We start from the raw sequence: 21499 nt of genomic DNA, 5'->3' as shown, positions 1-21499 counted from the left end.
CCTAATCCCCCGTCAATTGGTTGTCAGCAGCAAATGGCCGACCAAGATGGTAACCCATGGCCCCGTCAATACCCAGTTTCGAGAGTACCGAGTATTCCGCCGCGGTTTCCACTCCGGTGGCAAAAACCTTCACCCCGCGACTATGAGCAATGGCAAGCACCGATTCCAGATAGAAGCGGTTGTCCTCATGAGTATCAACATCGTGGATGAAACTGTTATCAATACGCAACGCCTGGAACCGCAGATTCCTGAGATAACTGAAAGGCACGCCACCCACCCCAAAACGGTCCACTAATACCGGCACTCCGAGACGCCCAAGCTCCCTGACAAACAGCCGCACCGCCGTGCGATGATGGTGAATCGCCTGTTCCGCTATGCCAATCCAAAGCTGACGGGCGTTCGGACCAGCTTGCTCCAGCATACCCAGGACATCGTTTCGGAAAGATTCACTGGCCACGGACGCACTGCCAAGGGAAACCGCCAGGGGTTGATCAGGCACCTCGGCCAGACGCGCCAGCACCCGCTGGACAAGCAGCCGGTCTATATCCGCTATTAAACCGAAGCGTTCCGCCATGGGCACGAACACGCCCGCCTTCAGTGACCCCTCCACGTTATCAATTCTCGAAAACACCTGGTGATAAACCGGAACCGCTTGCTCCTCGCTGACCATAGGCTGCAACCACAAAGAGATAGACTGGTCCCGGATGGCCTGACTGATGATCATGCGCCATGTTTCCAGGTCGTGGTGCCCCTCTTTTTCTGCGTCCGCCAGATGACAAGCCGACTCCTCGCCGGCCTGCGCCTGCCGCAAAGCTTCGTCCGCGGCTGCCATCAGATCCCGTGTACCCCGCCCCTCCCGTGTGCGCGCCATACCCGCATGAACTGCGGTATCCATTGGAGCAGCCATATCGGCATAGACGCCGTCCATCTCGACCACCAGCTCACGACACCAGACACCGGCATCCGCAGGCATTGCACCAGGCACAAAGATGGTAAATTCCGCCCCCGTCGGACGACTGGCAAACGACCCTGCGTGTGTCTCCAGAAAGCTATGCACCACGCCCGCGATACGCAACAGCAAGCGGTTTGCTTCGCTGCGGCCATAGGCTTGATTGAACCCCGCGAAATTTGACAGTTGAACCATTATCACGACCCCGGGCGCCGCTTTCTCCTCCGACTCCACCTCCACCTTCAGGCGCTGATCGAAGGCATTTCGGGTGAGCAGTCCAGTCACGGAATCCTCATTATTCAATCGGCGAAGATGCTGAATCAGTTTTGCCTGACCATCAAACAGCTGGCCGAGGTCATCTGCCATCTGATTCATCGCGGCCGTCACCTGGTTCAGCTCCCGGGTTGACCGGACCGTCACCCGGCGACGGAAATCCCGTTGCCCGACCGCCTGTGCCTGCTGCTCCAACTCATCAAGGGGGCGCAAGGTTCGCCGTAGCAACAGAAACAATGCAAACAGACCGACGCCCCCGATTATTGCGGTACTGGCAACCAGTCCTACGGTTATTCGCCACAGGTCCTCATAGGCCCGTCCGGGATGACTGACGACCTGAACCTTACCCAGCCGACTCCAGCCCCGAACGACCTCTGCCTCGGCCACATGAAGCTTCAGGTTCGCAATGGAGCGAAACCAGGGCGGCACACGAATATCGCTGAGCGCCATCGAGCGGCCCGCGACTTCACCCCCTTTATGATTCAGATATTTCACAGAAAGGTAACGACCACTGTCGAACACCGCGTCGATCAGGGACGCAGCGGCAACAGGATCTCGGGCATCAATGGCATTCGAAAGAGACAAACCAACGGCGGTGGCACCATCACGGGCATGCCCCGCAAGTTGCCCGGCAACATAGTCACGAAAGTAGCCAAAGCTCGTAATAAAGCCAGCGATCAGGATCAGCACCAGCAAACCACCGGTAAACAGCAGAAGTATGGTTCGCAGAGTGGCTACCCCCCTCTGTTTGTGCTTTGTACTGGCGTGCGTCCCTGCCATGAAAGACCCCACTCGTTGGCTTCGCGCCATCCGGCTGACGGATTGTGACCTGCGCCGCAGAGTTGACAAACATTTACATAGCGCAACCTACGCCGACAACACTAAACACTATAGACTCTGGAAAAGGACTAAGGTTGAAAAAATCGTCCAGACCGGACACGGGCGACCAATAACGAAAAAAGAGACAGGCCGGAACTCAATGAACGACGAGAGCCAGAAAGAAAAACTCAGGCAGCATTTCGCACGACGTGTAACAACCCAGGCCCGGGTTGTTCTGGACACCTGGCAGAAGATTCACGAGGACCGGAAGATGTCCGGCGCCCACCGTAGCGAATTCAAAACCGCCACCGACAAACTGGTGCGCTATGCCAAGCGTTTTGAAATGGCCAGCCACGCAGACGCCGCCGAGAAGATCCTTGAACTCATGGAGCAATGGAGCAATGGAGCTCCACTGAATGAAGCACTAGAGCGACAGATCCAGGACGCCATTGAATCGCTCTCTCGCAGCACTCTCCGAAGCACAGACCAGGAAGGCGCCGAAACACCGCACCAGTTCCGCCGCACACCTGTCTACATTGCGTTGGCCAATGAGGAAATGGCGGGGCGTCTGATACGCCAGCTCGAATTTTTCGGCTTTCGGGCATCCGCTTTTACCAACGCATCGGAGCTCATCGAAGCCTGCGCTCTTCACAAACCCGAAACCATTTTGATGGACGTTAACTTCGGGGGTAAAGCAAACACGGGCATCGCCACAATCGAACAATTACAGGAGCGCCACGACACACCCATCCCCATCATTTTCATGAGCGATGAGGACGGCACCATCGAAACCCGGTTGCAGGCATCGCGGTGTGGTGGTGAGGAGTTCTTCTACCCGGCGGTAGACCCGGGCCAGCTGATCGAGAAGATTGAGACGTACACCCACGGCAATACCGTCGAACCCTATAAAGTCCTGGTGCTGGACGATTCCCGGGCCCAGGCAAAGTACATGGAGACGGTATTGAAAAAGGCCGGCATGACGGCCCATATCATCACCGATCCGATGCAGATCATCCACGCCCTTGAAGAATTCTCGCCCGAAATCATCATCCTGGATATGTACATGCCCGGCTGCACCGGTATGGAAATTGCCCGGGTTATCCGTCAGCAGGACCGGTTCCACAGTGTTCCTATCATTTATCTGTCAGCCGAAGAGGACGTTACCAAACAGCTGCATGCAATGAGCCTTGGTGGTGACGACTTCCTGACCAAGCCCATTGACCCCAAGCACCTCATTGCCACTATCCACAACCGCGGGCGTCGGGCGCGCTCACTGTTGGCACTGATGATCCGCGACAGTCTGACCGGGCTCTACAACCACACACATACCCTGCACCTGCTGGACCAGGAAATTGTGCGGGCGCGGCAGAAGGATCACCCTTTGTGTTTTGCCATGATCGACATTGACTACTTCAAGAAGGTCAACGATACCTTTGGTCACCCCATTGGTGACAGGGTCTTGCGCAGCCTCTCAATGTTTCTTAAACAGCGCCTGCGCAAAACAGACCACATTGGCCGGTACGGCGGCGAAGAGTTCGCCATTATCCTTCCCAACACACGCCCCAGTGATGCACGTAACGTCCTGAACGAAATCCGAGAGCGTTTCTCCGAGCTTCAGCAGCCTGCCGGAGACAGGGAGTTCAATGTCACCTTCAGCTGCGGCGTGGCAGCCTGGCAGGGGGATTCGTCACAGGCTTTGTGTGAGCGCGCAGACCGCGCACTCTATAGCTCCAAGAATGCAGGACGAAACTGCGTTATGGCCTCAGAAGAGTAGCTGCTGACGGAATAAATACGTGGCGACACTATGAAACCAACGTCTTATAGAAGTTCCGCCCCCGCTTGACGACAATCACTGTCATCAGAGGAAAGATCCCGCTTCCATTTAAAAGCCGTCTTTTTACGACCAATTGACAACACCGATGATTGTCAAAAAGTGTTGATCTGAGGGAAACAAGCACGCACCATTATGGGAAAGTGCCGTTATTTTCGGTGATCCTGTAAAAAAAGACATCAAGGCAACCTGAACCATGTCGACAATTCTCGTGCTCCATGGCCCCAACCTCAACATGCTTGGCACCCGCGAGCCCGAGGTCTATGGCTACGAGACTCTCGCCGACATTGACGACCGACTCCGACAAAAAGCGGCGGATGCAGGCCACCACCTGTTGCACCTTCAGTCCAATGCTGAATATGAGTTGATCGAGCGGGTTCACGAGGCAGGGGCAGAAGGTGTGGATTTCGTCATCATCAATCCAGCCGCTTTCACCCACACCAGCGTTGCCCTTCGGGATGCCATGCTGGCGTCAGGCATCCCGTTCATCGAAGTGCACCTTTCCAATGTTCATGCGCGGGAACCCTTCCGCCATCACTCCTATTTTTCCGATATCGCAACAGGCGTTATCTGCGGGCTGGGCAGCCAGGGGTATGACCTTGCTCTCCAGGCGGCCCTGCAACGAATTCACCGATAGACCTGACAGAACAGGACTGGATTAATTATGGATATTCGCAAGATCAAGAAACTTATCGAACTTCTCGAAGAGTCCGACGTCGAGGAGCTGGAAATTCATGAGGGCGATGATTCTGTTCGCATCTCACGCCGGCGCGAACAGGCTGCCGGTACTCAGTACGTGAGTCACTATCCGGCTCCCGCACCACAGGCCGCGCCTGCGCCTGAAGCGGCAGCACCGGCACAGACTGAAGCATCTCCGGCAGCGCCAAGCGGCCACTCCGTCAAGTCGCCCATGGTTGGCACCTTCTACCGCTCACCCTCCCCTACCGCAAAAGCCTTTGTTGAGGTCGGTCAATCGGTGAAAGCAGGTGACGTTGTCTGCATCGTGGAAGCGATGAAGATGATGAACCAGATCGAGGCCGACAAGAGCGGCACTGTCACTGAAATTCTGGTCGAGAACGGCCAGCCGGTGGAGTTTGATCAGCCCCTGATCGTCATTTCCTGAACTCGGTGATTGCTACTCATGGCCATGTTAGAAAAAGTTCTGATCGCAAACCGGGGTGAAATTGCCCTCCGGATTCTGCGTGCCTGCAAGGAGTTGGGCATTAAAACAGTGGCTGTGCACTCACAGGTCGATCGTGACCTGATGCACGTGCGACTGGCAGACGAATCTGTCTGCATCGGTCCCAACAGCCCGCTGGAAAGCTACCTCAATATTCCGACCATCATCAGTGCCGCTGAAGTCACAGATTCCGTCGGCATTCATCCCGGCTACGGTTTCCTTGCGGAGAATGCGGATTTTGCCGAACAGGTTGAAAAAAGCGGCTTCCGCTTTATCGGCCCGAAAGCGGAGACCATCCGCCTGATGGGCAACAAGGTTTCAGCCATCAGCGCGATGATCAAGGCCGGCGTGCCAACGGTTCCGGGATCCGACGGTCCGCTGACCGATGATGATGAGCGAACGCTGAAAGTTGCCCGCAAGATCGGCTATCCGGTAATGATCAAGGCAGCGTCTGGCGGCGGCGGCCGCGGCATGCAGGTGGTCCATTCGGAAGCAGCTCTGCTCAAAGGCGTGCAAATTACCCAGAGTGAAGCACAAAACGCCTTTGGTGACCCCACCGTATACCTGGAAAAATTCCTCGAGGCTCCCCGCCACGTGGAAGTTCAGGTTCTGGCAGACATGCACGGCAACTGCATTCACCTGGGTGATCGCGACTGCTCCATGCAACGCCGGAATCAGAAGGTGATAGAAGAAGCCCCTGCACCGAACGTCGACCCAGAATCCCGGGCACGAACACTCAAGGCGTGCGTGGACGCCTGCAAGGAAATCGGCTATGTGGGCGCAGGTACCTTCGAGTTTCTCTACCAGGACGGTGAGTTCTACTTCATCGAAATGAACACCCGCGTGCAGGTGGAGCACCCGGTGTCCGAGATGGTCACTGGCGTGGACATCGTGCGCGAGCAGCTTCGTATCGCCAGCGGGTTACCGCTGCAATACACCCAGGACGACATTCGCATTTCCGGGCACGCCATCGAGTGTCGGATCAACGCGGAAGACCCGAAAACCTTCGTGCCCAGTCCTGGCAAGGTGAAGCACTTCCATGCTCCCGGCGGCAACGGCATTCGCGTCGACTCGCACCTTTACAGTGGTTATACAGTCCCGCCATTTTACGATTCCCTGGTGGCAAAACTGATCACCTGGGGAGATGACCGTGAAATCGCAAGGCGGCGCATGAAAAACGCATTGGACGAGCTGGTTGTCGAAGGCATCAAGACCAACCAACCCCTGCACAGAAAACTGGTACGCGATGGTGGCTTCAAGCAGGTAGACTTCACCATCCATTACCTTGAAAAACTGATGCGGGACTGACGTCCCACATCATCAATGCAGGAAAATATATGCCGTGGATACAACTCCAGATCCCGGCTGATCCGGACAATGCGGACCAGCTTGAAGATCTGCTCATGGAGATGGGCGCGGATGCCGTCTCCATGGAAGATGCCGCCGACCAGCCTCTTTACGAACCAGATCCGGGAACAACGCCGTTGTGGAGCCATACGACGGTCACCGGCCTGTTCCAGTCCGACCGGGACATCGATCAGCTATGTGCGGACATCCGCGACGCCTGGCACCAGCAAAGCCAGCAGAGCCTCGCAGAAATAGACGTCACACTGGTTGAAGACAAAGACTGGGCGCGAGCCTGGATGGAGGACTTCCACCCCCTGAAGTTTGGCGAGCGGCTCTGGATTGTTCCCAGTTGGCACGAAGCACCGGACCCGGGTGCCGCCAACCTGATGCTTGACCCCGGCCTTGCATTCGGCACCGGTACTCACCCGACCACAGCACTTTGCCTGGAATGGCTTGACGGCCATGAGGTTCAGGGCAAGCAGGTTATCGATTACGGCTGCGGTTCCGGTATTCTCGGGCTGGCGGCCCTGCTACTGGGGTGCGACCATGTGGTCGGCGTCGATACCGACCCCCAGGCCCTAGAAGCCAGCCGCGAGAATGCCAGGCGCAACGGCGTTGATGAGAGCAAACTGGACCTCTACCTACCCGAGGACGAGCCCGACACCAAAGCGGATGTCATGCTCGCCAACATTCTTGCACAGCCTTTGATTAGCCTGGCACCGCACCTCGCAGCATTGACACGGCCGGGCGGAGACATTGTGTTGTCCGGCATCCTCGCCTATCAGGCACGTGACGTTATGGACGCCTACGAGCCCTGGTTCGTCATGGACGAACCAGAACAGCGTGAAGACTGGATCCGCCTCACAGGACGACGTAACGATAGATGACGAATACCGCCTTAACGACTAAACTCCGTGACTCGTAGCCTAGTCGCTTTCAGGAACGAAGCATGACCCAGAGCAGCCTGCAGACACAGTGCCCAAATTGTCAGACCCGATTCCGGGTAACCGATGAACAGCTTGGTATTGCCAAGGGCAAGGTTCGCTGCGGCAACTGCATGGAGGTTTTCAACGCCATTGAACATCAGGTTATTCCTCGCACCGCAAAGCCAGGAGCCGCCCGACCGACCATCGACAGCTCTCCCGGCACCAGCGCTGCCACTCCGGAAAACCGGCATGCTACGGAAGAAGATTTTGTCTTTGCGGACAACCCTGAAGAGGATGCGGCAGAAGGTCCTTATGCCGGCACGAAACTGACATTCTCTGATGATGAGCTGAGCGACAGCTTCCGCACGGTTGACGAAACCGCCGGGGCTGACTTTCAGGATACTGACGAAGACGTCGGGCACGAAAAGGTTGATGAGAGCTGGGCAGAGGCAATCCTTCAAGACAGCGACAAGCCCTCCTCTGCGCCTGCAGTAAAAGAGCAGCCTCCGGCTCCGACACCAAAGCCCGAACCCGTATCCACTGAGCCTGCACCCACTCTCCCGGAGCCGGATGACTTCTACGAGCCGCTTCCGGCAGAGCCCGGTTTTGACTTCGATCGCGACGACAACCGAAACCCCGAATCAATGGCAGCCACTATGCCGTTCAACGATCTCCGCCGCGACCCGGTTTCGGTGGGAGGCGGTAACGGCGGCAAACTGCGAACAGTCTTGTGGACCCTTGTAGTCCTGGCCCTGGCGGGCACTCTCGTAGCCCAGGTCACCTGGTTCCAGTTCGACCGGCTCTCTTCCATTCCAGAGCTTCGGCCTTTTTACGAGAAAGGGTGCGAACTGGCAGGCTGTGAATTGCAGCCGCTGATCAACGTCGACGCCATTCAAAGCCGAAAGCTGGTTGTCCGAACGGATCCCGACAACCGCAGCCAGCTTCTGGTGGATGCCGTGATCATCAACCGGGCGGCGTTTGAGCAGCCCTTCCCCGCCATCGCGCTGACGTTCTCCAACCTCAACGGAGATATCGTCGCACAAAGCATCTTCACGCCTGATGAATACCTGGCCGGAGAAGGCAGAAACCTCGAAGCCATGCCGCAAGGTACACCGGTGCGCATAGCCATTAATATCCGCGACCCTGGCAGGGATGCAGTGAACTACAACATAAACTTCCGCCCGGTTTCGCCCTGAGGGCATTAGTAGGTGTTTACTTGGCGTTGACAAGCAGGGGCCACCGACCAGAACAAAAGTCAACCAGAAAGCACGAAAAATAATCAACTTTTTCGCCGCCCAGCCCCTTCAATCACACCTCCCCCGGCGGTATCATTAGCGCCCTTCGGAAACTGGATCGGTTATTTATTGAACAACCGCTCAAATCCGACTCTTGCTTAACCCGCTGTGACACGGACTCAGATCATGCTGCCAACGGCAAAAATCGGGCCGTACACCTTGCCCAACCCGCTCATTGTTGCGCCCATGGCCGGTGTAACAGACCGACCCTTCCGGCTTTTGTGCCGCAGGATGGGTGCCGGACTGGCGGTGTCAGAAATGGTCATAGCGGATAGCAAACTCTGGCATACCCGAAAGTCCAGGTTCCGCCTGGACCACAGTGGAGAGCCGGAACCCCGATCCGTTCAGATTGCGGGTGGCGATCCGGAGATGCTGGCCAATGCGGCCCGCCAAAACGCCGAATTTGGCGCCCAGATCATTGATATCAACATGGGCTGTCCGGCAAAGAAGGTCTGCAATAAGGCCGCCGGCTCTGCGCTGATGAAAGACGAAGGACTGGTCCGGGAAATTCTCGAAGCCGTGGTAAATGCTGTCGACATTCCGGTCACCCTGAAGATGCGTACCGGCTGGGACCGCGATCACCGAAACGCACCACTCATAGCGCGCATGGCGGAAGATGCCGGCATCCAGGCCTTGGCAATCCATGGCCGGACCCGCACCGACAAATACAATGGGGATGCGGAGTACGACACCATTGCAGAAGTTAAGTCGCGGGTCGGCATACCTGTGTTCGCCAACGGTGACATCACATCACCGGAAAAAGCACGTTTTGTGCTGAAGCATACAGGGGCGGACGGATTGCTCATCGGGCGTGCAGCCCAAGGCAGGCCCTGGATTTTTCAGGAAATCCTGCATTTTCTGGAGACCGGCCGGCACCTTCAGGCGCCGCCACTTCATGAAGTGGAGCAGATCCTGAGCGAGCATCTGGAAGCATTGCACAGCTTCTATGGCGAGACCATGGGTGTGCGCATTGCCAGAAAACATGTGGGCTGGTATCTCCAGTCACACGACGACAGCAAACAGTTCCGCAAAAGCTTCAACACCATCGGTGATGCGTTGGAGCAGAAAGACAGCATTCAACAGTACTTTGCAGGCTTACGAAATGGAGAGGTATTCGCAGCATGACCGCTGAGACTTTGGCAAATGACAACCTGAGCACCCCGGCCAACGATGATATTCACCAGTTGCAGACGGTGAACAGCAGTGGCAACAGCGTCACCCTGCGTGACAGTGTCGAGGTCGCCCTGAAAAACTACTTCGCCCAGCTCGATGGCGCGCCCGTAACCGAGGTATACCAACTGGTGCTCTCCGAAGTGGAGGCGCCCCTGCTGGAGCAGGTTATGAAGTACACCCGCAACAACCAGACCAAAGCATCCACCATGCTCGGTCTGAACCGCGGCACGCTCCGCAAGAAGCTCAAGCAGTACGGTCTGCTATAATCCAGACACCCTGACTTGACAAGGGCCTCCCGGAAACCATTCGCGAGGCCCTTATTCGTTCATCTCCAGCGAAGAAAGTGAATCATGGCAAACCAGGCTAACTCCCCCGTCCGTCGCGCATTGATCAGCGTGAGTGATAAAACCGGCATCGTAGACTTCGGTCGAGCCCTCACCGAACGCGGTATCGAACTGCTCTCAACCGGAGGTACTTTCCGTCTCCTGAAGGAAAACAACATTCCGGTGACAGAAGTATCCGACCACACCGGGTTTCCGGAAATGATGGACGGCCGGGTAAAAACCCTGCACCCGAAGATTCACGGCGGCATCCTTGGCCGTCGTGGCACTGATGACGTCATTATGGGCGAACACGGTATCAGCCCGATCGATATGGTGATCGTGAACCTGTACCCGTTCGAGGAAACCGTCGCCAACCCGGACTGCGATCTGGCAACCGCCATCGAGAACATCGATATCGGTGGCCCTACTATGGTTCGCGCCGCTGCCAAGAATCACAACGACGTCACCATTGTGGTTAATGCCTCCGATTACAGCCGAGTACTCAAAGAGCTTTCAGCCAACGACGGCGAGTTGACCTACAGCACTCGCTTTGACCTGGCGGTGAAAGCTTTCGAGCACACGGCTGGCTATGACGGTGCTATTGCCAACTACCTGGGTGGCCGCACACCGGATAACGACAACGCCGACTTCCCACGCACATTCAACGCCCAGTTCGTGAAGGTGCAGGACATGCGCTACGGAGAGAACCCGCACCAGCGCGCAGCTTTCTATGCCGAACGCAACCCCAGGGAAGCTTGTGTGGCGACCGCAAAGCAGCTTCAGGGAAAAGAGCTCTCCTACAACAACGTGGCCGATACCGATGCGGCACTGGAGTGTGTGAAGCCGTTCGCCGATCCGGCCTGCGTGATCGTCAAACACGCCAACCCCTGTGGTGTCGCCATCGGCGCCGATATCGCTCAGGCCTACGATCTGGCCTTTGCCACAGACCCCACATCGGCCTTTGGCGGGATCATCGCCTTCAACCGGGAGCTGGATGCGCAAACCGCCAAAGCAATCGTTGACCGCCAGTTTGTTGAAGTCATCATCGCCCCGACCGTTGCGCCGGAAGCGGTGGAAATCGTGGCTGCCAAGAAAAACGTGCGGCTCCTGGCCTGTGGTGAGCTCGACAGTGAACGGGTCCAGACCATGGACTACAAACGTGTGACCGGGGGCCTTCTGGTTCAGGACCGCGATCTCGGCATGGTTGCCATGGAAGACGTTAAAGTGGTCACCGAGCGCCAGCCCTCAGAAGCAGAACTGAATGACCTGCTGTTTGCCTGGGAAGTGGCCAAGTACGTCAAGTCCAACGCCATCGTTTACGCCAAAGCAGGACGTACCATTGGCGTTGGCGCAGGTCAGATGAGCCGTGTATACAGCGCCAAAATCGCCGGAATCAAAGCCGCTGACGAGAACCTGGAAGTCAAAGGCTCCGTCATGGCATCGGATGCCTTCTTCCCGTTCCGGGACGGCATAGATGCGGCAGCCAAAGCGGGCATTACAGCCGTTATTCAGCCGGGCGGCTCAATGCGCGACCAGGAAGTGATTGATGCAGCCAACGAACATGGCATTGCTATGGTCTTCACCGGCATGCGCCATTTCCGTCACTGATCCCGGACCAGCTAAAGGATTCTGAATATGAACATTCTTGTGATTGGCAGTGGTGGACGCGAACACGCCCTGGCCTGGAAAGCGGCACAATCTCCGGATGCAGACCGAGTGTTTGTTGCTCCGGGCAACGCCGGCACCGCCCGCGAAACAGGGCTGGAAAATGTCGATATCGACGTCGTGGACCTGGATGGACTGGCCAACTTTGCCGCCACCAACAACGTCGAACTGACCATTGTAGGCCCGGAAGCACCCTTGGTCGCCGGCATTGTCGACCGGTTTGAAGAGCGCGGCCTGCGAGTATTCGGGCCAAGCGCGGGAGCTGCCCAGCTTGAAGGCTCCAAGGCCTTCACCAAGGACTTTCTGGCTCGTCAGAAAATCCCGACAGCCGCCTACGCCAACTTCACGGACGTGGACCAGGCTCTGGCCTACGTACGCGAACAGGGTGCCCCTATCGTGGTCAAGGCTGACGGTCTGGCAGCAGGCAAGGGTGTCATTGTTGCAATGACCCTGGCCGAAGCCGAGGACGCCATCCGGGATATGCTTGCAGGCAATGCTTTCGGCGATGCTGGTAGCCGTGTTGTCGTTGAGGAGTTTCTGGACGGCGAGGAAGCAAGCTTCATCGTCATGGTGGATGGTGAGCACGTACTGCCCATGGCCACCTCCCAGGATCATAAGCGGGTTGGCGATGGTGATACCGGTCCCAACACTGGCGGAATGGGCGCTTACTCCCCGGCACCGGTTGTCACCGACGACATACACCAGCGCATCATGGATGAAGTGATTTATCCGACAGTCCGTGGCATGGCGGCCGAAGGTCACCCCTACAAGGGGTTTCTGTATGCGGGTCTGATGATTGACACCGACGGAGCGCCCAAGGTTATAGAGTTCAACTGTCGCTTTGGTGACCCGGAAACCCAGCCAATCATGCTGCGCATGCAGTCTGACCTGGTGGAGCTCTGCGGTGCCGCAATCGACGGGAAGCTGGACCAGTGCAGTTCTGACTGGGATGACCGCGCGGCGGTGGGGATCGTCCTGGCCGCTGGCGGCTACCCGGGAAGCTACAACAAGGGCGACGTCATTTCCGGCTTGCCGGAGACCGAAACGGAAGGCGAGAAGGTTTTTCATGCCGGAACACGACTCCACGGCGAGCAGGTTGTAACCAATGGCGGGCGTGTACTCTGTGCAACAGCCCTCGGCAATACCGTCACCGAAGCCCAGCAGCGGGCGTATAAGCTGGCAGCCACCATCCAGTGGGACGGTGCGTTTTACCGCAAGGATATTGCATATCGGGCCATAGCCCGGGAACAATCCTGACCCAGCACACGGAATGGGGGCCCGGTCATTGACCGGGCTTTTTTATGGGGTACTTTAAAGGGCGCTGCACAGGATGCCTTGTCACCGCCACATCCAGGAGCCTTACATGCCTCGTCAAGCACCGTTTACCCTGTTTTTTCTGGTCATCACGGCCCTGCTGCTCAGCGCCTGCTCACGCCAGAGTCTTTATGACACCGCCATCAACCTGGAACGAACCAGCGCCGGCCTGGAAGCGGACAGCATTCAGCTGGGGGAGCTCCAAATCACCTATCTTCGCAATCAGGAACGGAACAACGGCGATGCGATCGTCATGATCCATGGCTTTGGCGCGAACAAGGATAACTGGACCCGCCTTGCCAGCGAACTGACCAGCGACTTTAACGTCTATGCCATAGACCTTCCCGGGCACGGCGAAAGCAGCAAGCCACTGGACCTGGGGTACAGCCTTGAAGAACAGACCGCGCACCTGGCCGACATTCTGAAGGCCTTAAAAATCGGCGAAGCCCATATTATGGGCAACTCGATGGGCGGTGCCATCACCGCCCTTTACGCGGCCAACTATCCCGATCAGGTCAAGACCGCAGTCTTGTTCGACCCGGCCGGCATCCTTGAATACGAAAGTGAACTGGTGGATCTGGTTCTCGAGGGCGATAACCCGCTGATTCCCGCAAAGCCCGGAGACTTCAAGCGGTTGATGAATTTCGCGCTTGAAGAAAAGCCGTTTGTACCCTGGCCGGTTCTTGAGGTCATGGAAGAGAAGGCCATCAAGAATCAGGCGGTGAACAAGGTCATTTTCACCGCCATCCGCGACAGTGGATACGAGTCGGAATTCCGCGACACTATTACCCATATCCAGGACCCGGTTCTGGTGATCTGGGGCAGGGAAGACCGGGTGATTGACTACCGTAACGGCGAACTGTTTGCTGAGACCATTCCGGATGCTCGCCTGGAAGTTCTGGAAGGCATTGGCCACGCGCCCATGATTGAGGCTCCCGAAGAGTCTGCCAGGCTGTTCCTTGAGTTCATCGACGATCAACGGTGATCGAAATCAGAATTCGAGCAAATTCAGGGAGATTCGACCTACATCCACTGTAACGGGCCGACAAAACAGGATAGCCTTGCAGGCATTGCCCAGCGTCACCTGAAAGACTGACTCATGCCTGAAGCTATCTGGATATCATTTGCATTTGTTCTTGGCCTGATGGTCAAGGGCATCGGTTTACCGCCACTGGTGGGCTACCTTGCCGCGGGTTTTGTCCTGAGCGGCCTGTCCGCCTCCACCGGTATAGCCATAGAAGCCACGGATGCGCTGGGCCATATCGCCCATATGGGCGTGCTTCTGCTGCTGTTTACCGTCGGCCTCAAACTGAAACTCCGCTCCATCGTCAGTCCGGAAGTCATCGGCGGCAGCCTGCTGCACTTCGGCATAACCTGTTCGGTTTTTACCCCTGGCCTCTATCTGCTCATGGATCTCTCCTGGCAGACGGCTCTCATGCTGGCGATCGCCCTGTCGTTTTCTTCCACCGTACTTGCAGCCAAGGTCCTGGAGTCCAAACGGGAGCTTCGGGCTTTCCATGGTCGTGTTGCCATCGGCATCCTGATCATGCAGGACCTGATCGCACTGATCGTCATGAGCCTGGCCGCGGGTCAGACTCCTTCCCAGTGGGCACTGATCGTGTTTGGTCTCCCCCTGCTGCGGCCGGCACTGTTCCGGCTGCTTGATGCCAGTGGTCACGACGAACTTCTGGTCCTGCTAGGCCTATTGCTCGCACTCGTACTGGGCGGCTATGGATTCGAATCCGTCGGGCTAAGCTCGGAGCTGGGCGCTCTGGTATTCGGTGCGATGCTGGCCAGCCACCCTCGTTCCCAGGAATTGTCCAAATCCCTGTGGAGTGTGAAAGAAGTCTTCCTGGTAGGGTTTTTCCTGCAAATTGGCATTGGCGGGCTTCCTGACAGCCAGGCACTGACTTTTGCTCTGGTAGCCGCGCTGGTGCTACCGCTGAAGGGCATTCTGTTTTTCTTTCTGCTACTTGCGTTCCGGTTACGCGCCCGAAGCGGGTTTCTCAGTGCTCTCGCGCTCTCCAACTACAGCGAGTTCGGACTTATTGTCGCCAGCATTGCCTTACCACAGTGGCTGGTACCTCTGGCCATTTCGGTTTCGGTCTCGTTTCTGATCTCGGCGCCGCTGAACCGGCTGGCCCACAGCCTTTACGAACGTTTTGCCCACCGTCTGAGCCGTTTCGAAGGCCAGAAGCACCACCCGGACGAGCAGCCACTCTCCCTGGGCAGTACCAGGGTTCTGATTATGGGAATGGGGCGCACAGGCACGGCCGCCTACGACTGGTTAAAGAAGCAGGAAACGAAGTTGATAGGGCTGGACTCAGACCCTTCCAAGGCCCGCGAGCATCAGAAGGAAGGACGTAACGTGGTCTTTGCCGATGCAGAGGACGCTTCCTTCTGGAACGGCCTGCACATGCCGGATGTTCATTCGGTAATTCTGGCGTTGGGGGATATCGAGGGTAAGCTCATCGCTGCGCGCATGCTCAGAAAGCTTGGCTTCAAGGGCTACATCGTAGCCCATACCATGTACGCTGACGAGGCCCGCCAGATCCGGGAGGCCGGGGCCAACGACGCCTACCTGACCATGAACGAAACCGGCGTTGCCCTGGCCAGCCATATTATGGGCCGTTCCGCAGAACGGGAGCACTGACCGGGCCAAAGTGGCTATGACAGTGCGCAAGTCCGGAAACCGGTGAATACATCGTTTCGCTGAGGCAAGTAAGCCTGGCGATAGGTGCCGCGGATCAGACACGAAGATGTCGCGCAGCTGCCACCACGGGATACCTTGTGATCGCCGAACTGAAGAGTCGACATGAAGGGGTACATGTCGATTCTGAACCCGTCATAGGGGAAAAACTGGCTGCTGGTCCATTCCCATACGGCGCCGATCATCTGCCGACATCCGAACGGACTGTCTGCCTCCGGATAATCGAACACCGGATTTTGCGCCATATGCTGGCCGTCCATATCCGCCAGGGACGCGTCAGGACGCTCGTTTCCCCAGGGATATCGGCGGCACGCCTTGCCCGGGCGATTGCCCAGAGCGGCCACTTCCCATTCAAATTCGGTCGGCAGCCTCCTTCCGGCCCAGTTGCAGTAAGCCTCGGCTTCCCAGTAACTGACATGAGTGACCGGCACATCGGGATTAAGCCGTTGCCACTGATCAAATAAACGCTCTTGCCAGCGCCCTTCGTGCCAGCGCCAGTAGATCGGGTGTGCCGGTGTCCTCATGAGGGGTTCCGAGCAGCCATGTACCAGAGCCATGTCCACTTCTGTCTCCAGCCACTTCCGCCCCCGAACGACCAGAGTTCTGGTCTGCGATAACCTCCGTCATCGACAAACGCCAGATACTCCCTGTTCGTTACCAGTTGACGGGAAATCGCGAATGACTCCAAATCCACCTCGAATCCCGGCTTCTCGTTGTCAAAGGCGAAATCCTTGGTTGCGAAGGATTCTGACTCACCGGGCATGCCAATCAACCAACGGCCAGCGGGGATAACCGTATCGCCGGAAGCCGGTGTTCCCGGTGAGGAGCGCTCACGGGTCATCCCCGGAGGCGCAGCATAGCCGACCGTCTGACGGCACCAGATCAACGATTCAATGTGCATGTTCTGGTGGAAGATCGCATAGCGATAAAGATACAAGGCCTGATCTGTCAGAGGCTGCACACGGATACGCTCTGCCACCCGGTCATAGATCGTGTCGAAATAATCGAGCGTCTCCACCCGTCCGGGAAACAGGTCACGATTCCAGCGGTCCCGGTGTTCAATGTGGAACGAGTCCCAGAGGTCGTCCATGGCCGGATCAAAGCTCGGCGCGCCGTCCAGGAGATTAAAGACAAACACTTCATAGAAGAACGCTGCGTGTCCCATCTCCCAAAGTGGCGGGTTCACGCCGGGATGATAGGGCACGTCCAGTTGCGCCTCTGAAAGCGACGTGATCAGTTGACGGGTGCGTTGGCGGGTATGTTCAAGTTCCGCCAGCAAATCCTCCCTTACTGACTGTTCGTCCGTCATGACCTTCCTCTCACCCATAAAGCGACTCGTAACATTCCATGATTTTTTTCCAGCATAACAGAACCCGCCACGGGTACAGAGGTTCACAATCGCCGTCAGATGTCGGCCGGCTTTACAGTTTTACGCAGTGCGCCGCATCTGGATTTCGCAACCACCTGAAAGCCGTACTTATATAGCTCCTGGCATGCATTCTGAATGCCTGAAGTCAAAACAGCGCATCATCCACCTCTGCCCCTGCGGCAGAGTGGCAGGTCACAGGGCAGTGGCCGGAGCTTTCCGCCGTACCGGTTAACTAACGCAATCCTGAACGACTAGCAGTCCGATTCCCGAGGCACCACTCTTATGGAGGTTTGCCATGCAGGAAAAGAGACCGCTTGTTTGGTTGTCAGCGGCAAACAGCAATGCCTCTTTGACGAAGGAACTGGAGGCAAATTGGGATCTGATCCGTTTTAACCTTGACGACCCCGTACCCACGCTTGTTTCAGCCCTGGATAACGCTAAAGTCGGGGTGCTGGATCTCTCCGGCCTTCCGGACGGGGATCTGCCGGGACTGGAACACTGGTGCGAGGCACTCAGTCTGGTTTACTGGGTCGGCATCGTCCCCCACCGCCCCATCACAGGAACACGCACGGCCCAAGTCATCACCAGTTACTGTTCAGATTTCCATACCTTGCCCGTAGATTACGAGCGGATCAATACGGTTCTGGGCCATCTTTGGGGCATGGCGAGCATCCAGGGGCCCGCGCACAAACTGACAAGAGATGACTACCAGGCCTTGGTACTGGAAGGAGACTCCGAACCCATTCGCCATACCCGCAGTCTGCTCCGTCGTTTCTCGACAACGATGGAACCGGTCCTGATCACCGGAGAAAGCGGCACCGGCAAAGAGGCGGCTGCCCGCTTCATTCATGCCCACTCCTCCCGCGCGTCCGGTCCCCTGATTACCATCAATTGCGCTGCCCTGCCCGATGCTCTCACCCAGAGCGAGCTGTTCGGCTATGAAAAAGGCGCCTTTACCCACGCTCTCAATGCGCGCCAGGGGCGACTTGAGCAGGCGAACGGAGGCTCTTTGGTACTGTCTGGCATCGACGAGCTGCACCTTGAGCAGCAATCCGCCATCCTGCGTTTTCTCCAGGAAGGGCAAATTGAAAGGATCGGTGGCAGCAGCTCCATAGCCGTCGATTGCCGGATAATTACAACCACCTGCCGCCCTTTGCCGGACCTGATTTCGACTGGCCAGTTTCGGGCCGATGTTTACTACCGGCTTGGCGGTCTTGAGGTAAGACTTCCTGTTTTAAAAAGCCGGTTTGAGGACATACCGACGCTTGCCAGTTCTTTGCTCGACTTGCTGCAACAAGGGTCAGAGCAAAAACACCTGAGCAACGAGGCGATCCGCAGTCTGGTTAACCATTCATGGCCCGGCAATTTCAGAGAGTTTCAGAATCGGTTGCGCCAGGGTTTACTGCTCAGCGAGCGCCCGGTCATTGAGCCTTCCGACCTGGGGCTTGCCGAGGCTTTCCTGGACAGCGGCGCACCCTCCAACCTCAGTCTTGAAGAGTTCCGCGCTCGGGCAGAGCGGCAGGCGCTCTCATGCAGTCTCAAGTTGGCAGACCACAACGTTTCCAAGGCCGCGAAAATCCTGAAAATTTCCCGTGTGTCATTTTACCGGCTGCTGGACAAGTACAACACAGCCGCGCACAACCGCCACACCCAACCAGAGAATTACCGAAAGGGGGACCTGTCATGAGAGCACGCACCTGTTTGCTGATCACCATGAGCGCATGCCTGCTTTCCGCAACCGGCGTTGCGAAGCCTGAATATGATGACTTTGGGGAATCAGCGTCACGCACGGAACAGCAAAAAGACCAGGCAACGGATATTGCTTCAATCACATCGGATCGGGGCATTGTCACTCGCCCCGGTCGTTTCACTATCGAACCGTCATTCTCCCATGCCCACAGTAACGCCACTCAGGTCGCGGTGGAGGGCTATACCGTCATTCCCGCGTTGCTGGTGGGGCTGATCAATATCTCGGAAATCCAGCGGGATATTTTCGTCGGAGCGCTGTCGCTCAAATACGGTTTCACCAGCCGGTTTGAGGCAGCAGTGCGAGTGCCCTACCTGAGCATCCAGGAAGACCTTCGGGAACGGGAAGCATTCGAGGGAACTCCGGTGGATACGCTGCGTGAATCCTCAGGCGAGGGCCTTGGAGACGTTGAGCTCTCGGTGCGCTACCAGCTTAATGACGGCCTGGATGGCTGGCCTTACATCATTGGCGTCGTTCGGGTCAAAACGCCCACGGGAGACAGCCCATACGATGTTGATCAAAAGATTATTGAGGACAGCGGAGGCAATCCAATCGGAATTGAACTGGAAGAGCGCCCTACAGGCTCCGGATTCTGGTCATTTGAGCCAGGGTTCTCATTCATCTACCCGTCGGACCCGGCCGTGCTCTATGGCAGCCTCAGTTATGTTTACACTCTGAAAGACGATAAAGGATACGAGAATGGCCTTACGGTGAACCCAGGGGATGTGATTCGCTATGGGTTTGGCATGGGGTTCGCGTTTAATGAACGGACGTCGTTCAGTCTTGGCTATGATCACTCGATCATCCGCAAGACAACCTACGAGCGTGATATTGATCTGTTTGGCGCAACCTTTGACAGCATTCAGATCGGTTCGCTGTCGTTCGGTCTTTCTCAGAAAATTTCATCCAGCACAACCCTGAGCCTGACTGTCAGTATCGGCGTAACCGAAAATGCGCCAAATAGTGAGATCACGCTGAAACTGCCAATCAGCCTGTGAAACACTGCCGATGTAGCTATTGACCGAGGAATTGGAGAACAGGCTCCCTCATAACGTCGGGAAGACGATACCCGGAGCCCAGATTATTCAGTTCAATATTCAGTTGCCGGGCATTCTGGATAACCGTGCTATCCAGGTTATTCTGGATCAGCGTCATCCACCCGCTGTCGCCCGCTGTCGCTGAAATAAGGGCCTGGCCACTGTTGCCGGGGCTGATAATGCCGAGAACTGTTTCCATCTGGTGCGGAATAGCCTGCCCACTCACCATTTGATTCAGATTGGGAATAGTCAGACGGTTGATCGCCAGAGTTTCACCATTCACAGAAACGACCTGCTCCAGACCAATGGATATCTCCAGATTATCGAGCATAAAGCCTCCCCTCAGAGATGCCAGCTCGTCATTCGTCAGCGCCTGCTCCGGAAATATGCCATCGGCATTGGCTGTCGTCACGACACAACCGAGCGCAAGGGACATAATCGCAGCCAAATATGATTGTCGGTTGATCATCACACTACCACTCCCTCGAAGATGGCCAATATGGCAGGGTGTGGCCAAGAGACGGCCCCTTCTGGCCCTCAAATAAGGGCGCACGGGCAAGCTGTGGCCAGTCCCCCTCAACCAGGAAGGTCTCCCTCCCCTGGGCGAGATGGCTGCGAATAACGAACGCGGCACCGTCCCAGTAGTCCTCGAACTGAGTTCTGGAATAGACCTTCAGGCCCCGCGCCGGGTCACCAACGAACACTTCGGTCTCGCTGATTCCCTTGATAATCACGAAATGACGAAACCCGTCTATGTTCACAAGAACAATAACCGGCAACCGCACCTTTTCCCTCAGGCCGGCCAGCGGCATACGAAAACCATCGGCCCGAAAACCCTCCGATTCCAGAAACCGCTTCATATCCAGCATGGAAAACCCCTCCCGCCGAACCTTCTCCGGATCCGAGAGCGCATACATTCCGGAAAACACTTCCTGCTCGGTCACTTCATACCCGTAATGGTACGAAAGCAACGAGGCAAGCGCCGCCGAACCGCAGCTGAAATCATATTGCTGCCGCATCACGGAACTGAAACGCTGTTCCTTGAAACTGCGGACATCCAGCTGAAGCCCGCCACCCAGTCCAGGTACCATGACGGTTCCGGCAAATGCGGCAGACCACAACATGACAGCACATGCACCGAACGCCGCAAGTGTCTGCTTTGCCATGGCCCACCTCCTTTCAACGATTAATGAGGATGTTTACCTGGGTGCTGTCCTGAATCACCACCTGGTTACCGGTGTTCTGAATCACCGTAGCAATACCACTCATGTTCTCGAATGCGTGATCTGAGATCAGGTTATCTCCGGTCATGGACGGTCCTGACAACACGTTCCCCGTGACCATTGCACTTTGCTGATTCTCATTGAGCTGCCATTGCAGCGGAATTCCCTGACGGCCACTGGCACCTTCCAGCTGATCCGTACTCATCGGGGGTAAATCCATCCACTCTTCGGCAGCGGCTACGCCAGATTGTCCCAAGACAGCACATAAACATGCGGCACCCAGAATCCCTCTGATCACGTTACCCATGACACGTCTCC

At 56.7% G+C, this 21499-nt stretch carries 20 protein-coding genes; 14 read left to right on the top strand and 6 right to left on the bottom strand.

Annotation, left to right across the window (positions count from 1 at the left end):
* Position 1: 1 nt before the first annotated feature.
* The gene (locus BKP64_RS17615; protein WP_070972990.1) at positions 2 to 2002 is read right to left on the bottom strand and encodes a bifunctional diguanylate cyclase/phosphodiesterase; all 2001 of its coding nucleotides are present in this window, start codon (positions 2000 to 2002) and stop codon (positions 2 to 4) included.
* A 199-nt stretch (positions 2003 to 2201) separates the two neighbouring features.
* Here BKP64_RS17615 and BKP64_RS17610 point away from each other — a divergent pair, with 199 nt between their 5' ends.
* The 12 genes from BKP64_RS17610 to BKP64_RS17555 all read left to right on the top strand — a co-directional run bounded on the left by BKP64_RS17610 (position 2202) and on the right by BKP64_RS17555 (position 15748).
* Entirely contained in the window at positions 2202 to 3815 is a 1614-nt protein-coding gene (locus tag BKP64_RS17610) for a diguanylate cyclase (RefSeq protein ID WP_070972988.1), read from the top strand.
* A gap of 253 nt (positions 3816 to 4068) precedes the next feature.
* Positions 4069 to 4509 (top strand): type II 3-dehydroquinate dehydratase, encoded by a 441-nt coding sequence (aroQ, locus tag BKP64_RS17605; protein ID WP_070972986.1) that lies wholly within the window; start codon positions 4069 to 4071, stop codon positions 4507 to 4509.
* A gap of 27 nt (positions 4510 to 4536) precedes the next feature.
* Positions 4537 to 4995, top strand: a complete 459-nt coding sequence (gene accB / locus BKP64_RS17600; protein WP_070972984.1) for an acetyl-CoA carboxylase biotin carboxyl carrier protein — start codon at positions 4537 to 4539, stop codon at positions 4993 to 4995.
* A gap of 18 nt (positions 4996 to 5013) precedes the next feature.
* Complete coding sequence (gene accC / locus BKP64_RS17595) at positions 5014 to 6360, top strand: acetyl-CoA carboxylase biotin carboxylase subunit (RefSeq protein ID WP_070972982.1); 1347 nt, start codon at positions 5014 to 5016, stop codon at positions 6358 to 6360.
* 29 nt (positions 6361 to 6389) lie between these two features.
* On the top strand, positions 6390 to 7286 hold the full coding sequence (gene prmA, locus BKP64_RS17590) for a 50S ribosomal protein L11 methyltransferase (protein ID WP_070972980.1): 897 nt from the start codon (positions 6390 to 6392) through the stop codon (positions 7284 to 7286).
* Positions 7287 to 7348: 62 nt separating this feature from the next.
* Positions 7349 to 8521 carry a DUF3426 domain-containing protein gene (locus tag BKP64_RS17585; protein WP_070972979.1) on the top strand — a complete coding sequence of 391 codons (1173 nt, stop codon included), beginning with the start codon at positions 7349 to 7351 and terminating at the stop codon, positions 8519 to 8521.
* A 225-nt stretch (positions 8522 to 8746) separates the two neighbouring features.
* Entirely contained in the window at positions 8747 to 9745 is a 999-nt protein-coding gene (gene dusB / locus BKP64_RS17580) for a tRNA dihydrouridine synthase DusB (RefSeq protein WP_070972977.1), read from the top strand.
* Entirely contained in the window at positions 9742 to 10059 is a 318-nt protein-coding gene (fis, locus tag BKP64_RS17575) for a DNA-binding transcriptional regulator Fis (protein ID WP_070972975.1), read from the top strand. Before dusB ends, fis begins: the two co-directional genes overlap by 4 nt.
* Before the next feature lie 84 nt (positions 10060 to 10143).
* On the top strand, positions 10144 to 11724 hold the full coding sequence (purH, locus tag BKP64_RS17570; RefSeq protein ID WP_070972973.1) for a bifunctional phosphoribosylaminoimidazolecarboxamide formyltransferase/IMP cyclohydrolase: 1581 nt from the start codon (positions 10144 to 10146) through the stop codon (positions 11722 to 11724).
* 27 nt (positions 11725 to 11751) lie between these two features.
* Positions 11752 to 13038, top strand: coding sequence for a phosphoribosylamine--glycine ligase (purD, locus tag BKP64_RS17565; protein WP_070972971.1), 1287 nt, complete (start codon positions 11752 to 11754; stop codon positions 13036 to 13038).
* A 106-nt stretch (positions 13039 to 13144) separates the two neighbouring features.
* On the top strand, positions 13145 to 14080 hold the full coding sequence (locus BKP64_RS17560) for an alpha/beta fold hydrolase (protein ID WP_070972969.1): 936 nt from the start codon (positions 13145 to 13147) through the stop codon (positions 14078 to 14080).
* Between the two features lie 114 nt (positions 14081 to 14194).
* Positions 14195 to 15748 carry a cation:proton antiporter family protein gene (locus tag BKP64_RS17555; protein ID WP_070972967.1) on the top strand — a complete coding sequence of 518 codons (1554 nt, stop codon included), beginning with the start codon at positions 14195 to 14197 and terminating at the stop codon, positions 15746 to 15748.
* A 14-nt stretch (positions 15749 to 15762) separates the two neighbouring features.
* On the opposite strand, the gene BKP64_RS19675 is transcribed toward BKP64_RS17555, so the two are convergent.
* Positions 15763 to 16329 carry an SUMF1/EgtB/PvdO family nonheme iron enzyme gene (locus tag BKP64_RS19675; protein ID WP_250637460.1) on the bottom strand — a complete coding sequence of 189 codons (567 nt, stop codon included), beginning with the start codon at positions 16327 to 16329 and terminating at the stop codon, positions 15763 to 15765.
* A complete protein-coding gene (locus tag BKP64_RS19670; protein WP_250637459.1) occupies positions 16326 to 17132 on the bottom strand; it encodes a DinB family protein in 807 nt (268 codons plus the stop codon). Before BKP64_RS19670 ends, BKP64_RS19675 begins: the two co-directional genes overlap by 4 nt.
* Positions 17133 to 17469: 337 nt before the next feature.
* On the opposite strand from BKP64_RS19670, the gene BKP64_RS17545 reads away from it, so the two are divergent.
* Both BKP64_RS17545 and BKP64_RS17540 read left to right on the top strand, forming a co-directional pair.
* Positions 17470 to 18861, top strand: a complete 1392-nt coding sequence (locus BKP64_RS17545) for a sigma-54-dependent transcriptional regulator (RefSeq protein ID WP_070972965.1) — start codon at positions 17470 to 17472, stop codon at positions 18859 to 18861.
* Positions 18858 to 19919: a transporter family protein gene (locus BKP64_RS17540; protein ID WP_070972963.1), complete on the top strand. Its 1062-nt coding sequence runs from the start codon at positions 18858 to 18860 to the stop codon at positions 19917 to 19919. Before BKP64_RS17545 ends, BKP64_RS17540 begins: the two co-directional genes overlap by 4 nt.
* A gap of 16 nt (positions 19920 to 19935) precedes the next feature.
* Here BKP64_RS17540 and BKP64_RS17535 read toward each other — a convergent pair whose 3' ends face one another.
* The 3 genes from BKP64_RS17535 to BKP64_RS17525 are packed head-to-tail and all read right to left on the bottom strand — an operon-like array spanning position 19936 to position 21488.
* Positions 19936 to 20427 (bottom strand): hypothetical protein, encoded by a 492-nt coding sequence (locus BKP64_RS17535; RefSeq protein WP_070973760.1) that lies wholly within the window; start codon positions 20425 to 20427, stop codon positions 19936 to 19938.
* A 4-nt stretch (positions 20428 to 20431) separates the two neighbouring features.
* Positions 20432 to 21124 (bottom strand): C39 family peptidase, encoded by a 693-nt coding sequence (locus BKP64_RS17530; RefSeq protein ID WP_070972961.1) that lies wholly within the window; start codon positions 21122 to 21124, stop codon positions 20432 to 20434.
* 13 nt (positions 21125 to 21137) lie between these two features.
* Complete coding sequence (locus tag BKP64_RS17525) at positions 21138 to 21488, bottom strand: hypothetical protein (protein ID WP_070972959.1); 351 nt, start codon at positions 21486 to 21488, stop codon at positions 21138 to 21140.
* Between the last annotated feature and the right edge of the window lie 11 nt (positions 21489 to 21499).

This window comes from Marinobacter salinus (assembly GCF_001854125.1).
In the GTDB taxonomy this organism is placed as follows: Bacteria; Pseudomonadota; Gammaproteobacteria; order Pseudomonadales; family Oleiphilaceae; genus Marinobacter; species Marinobacter salinus.
This window is presented reverse-complemented; position numbering and strand designations above follow the sequence as displayed.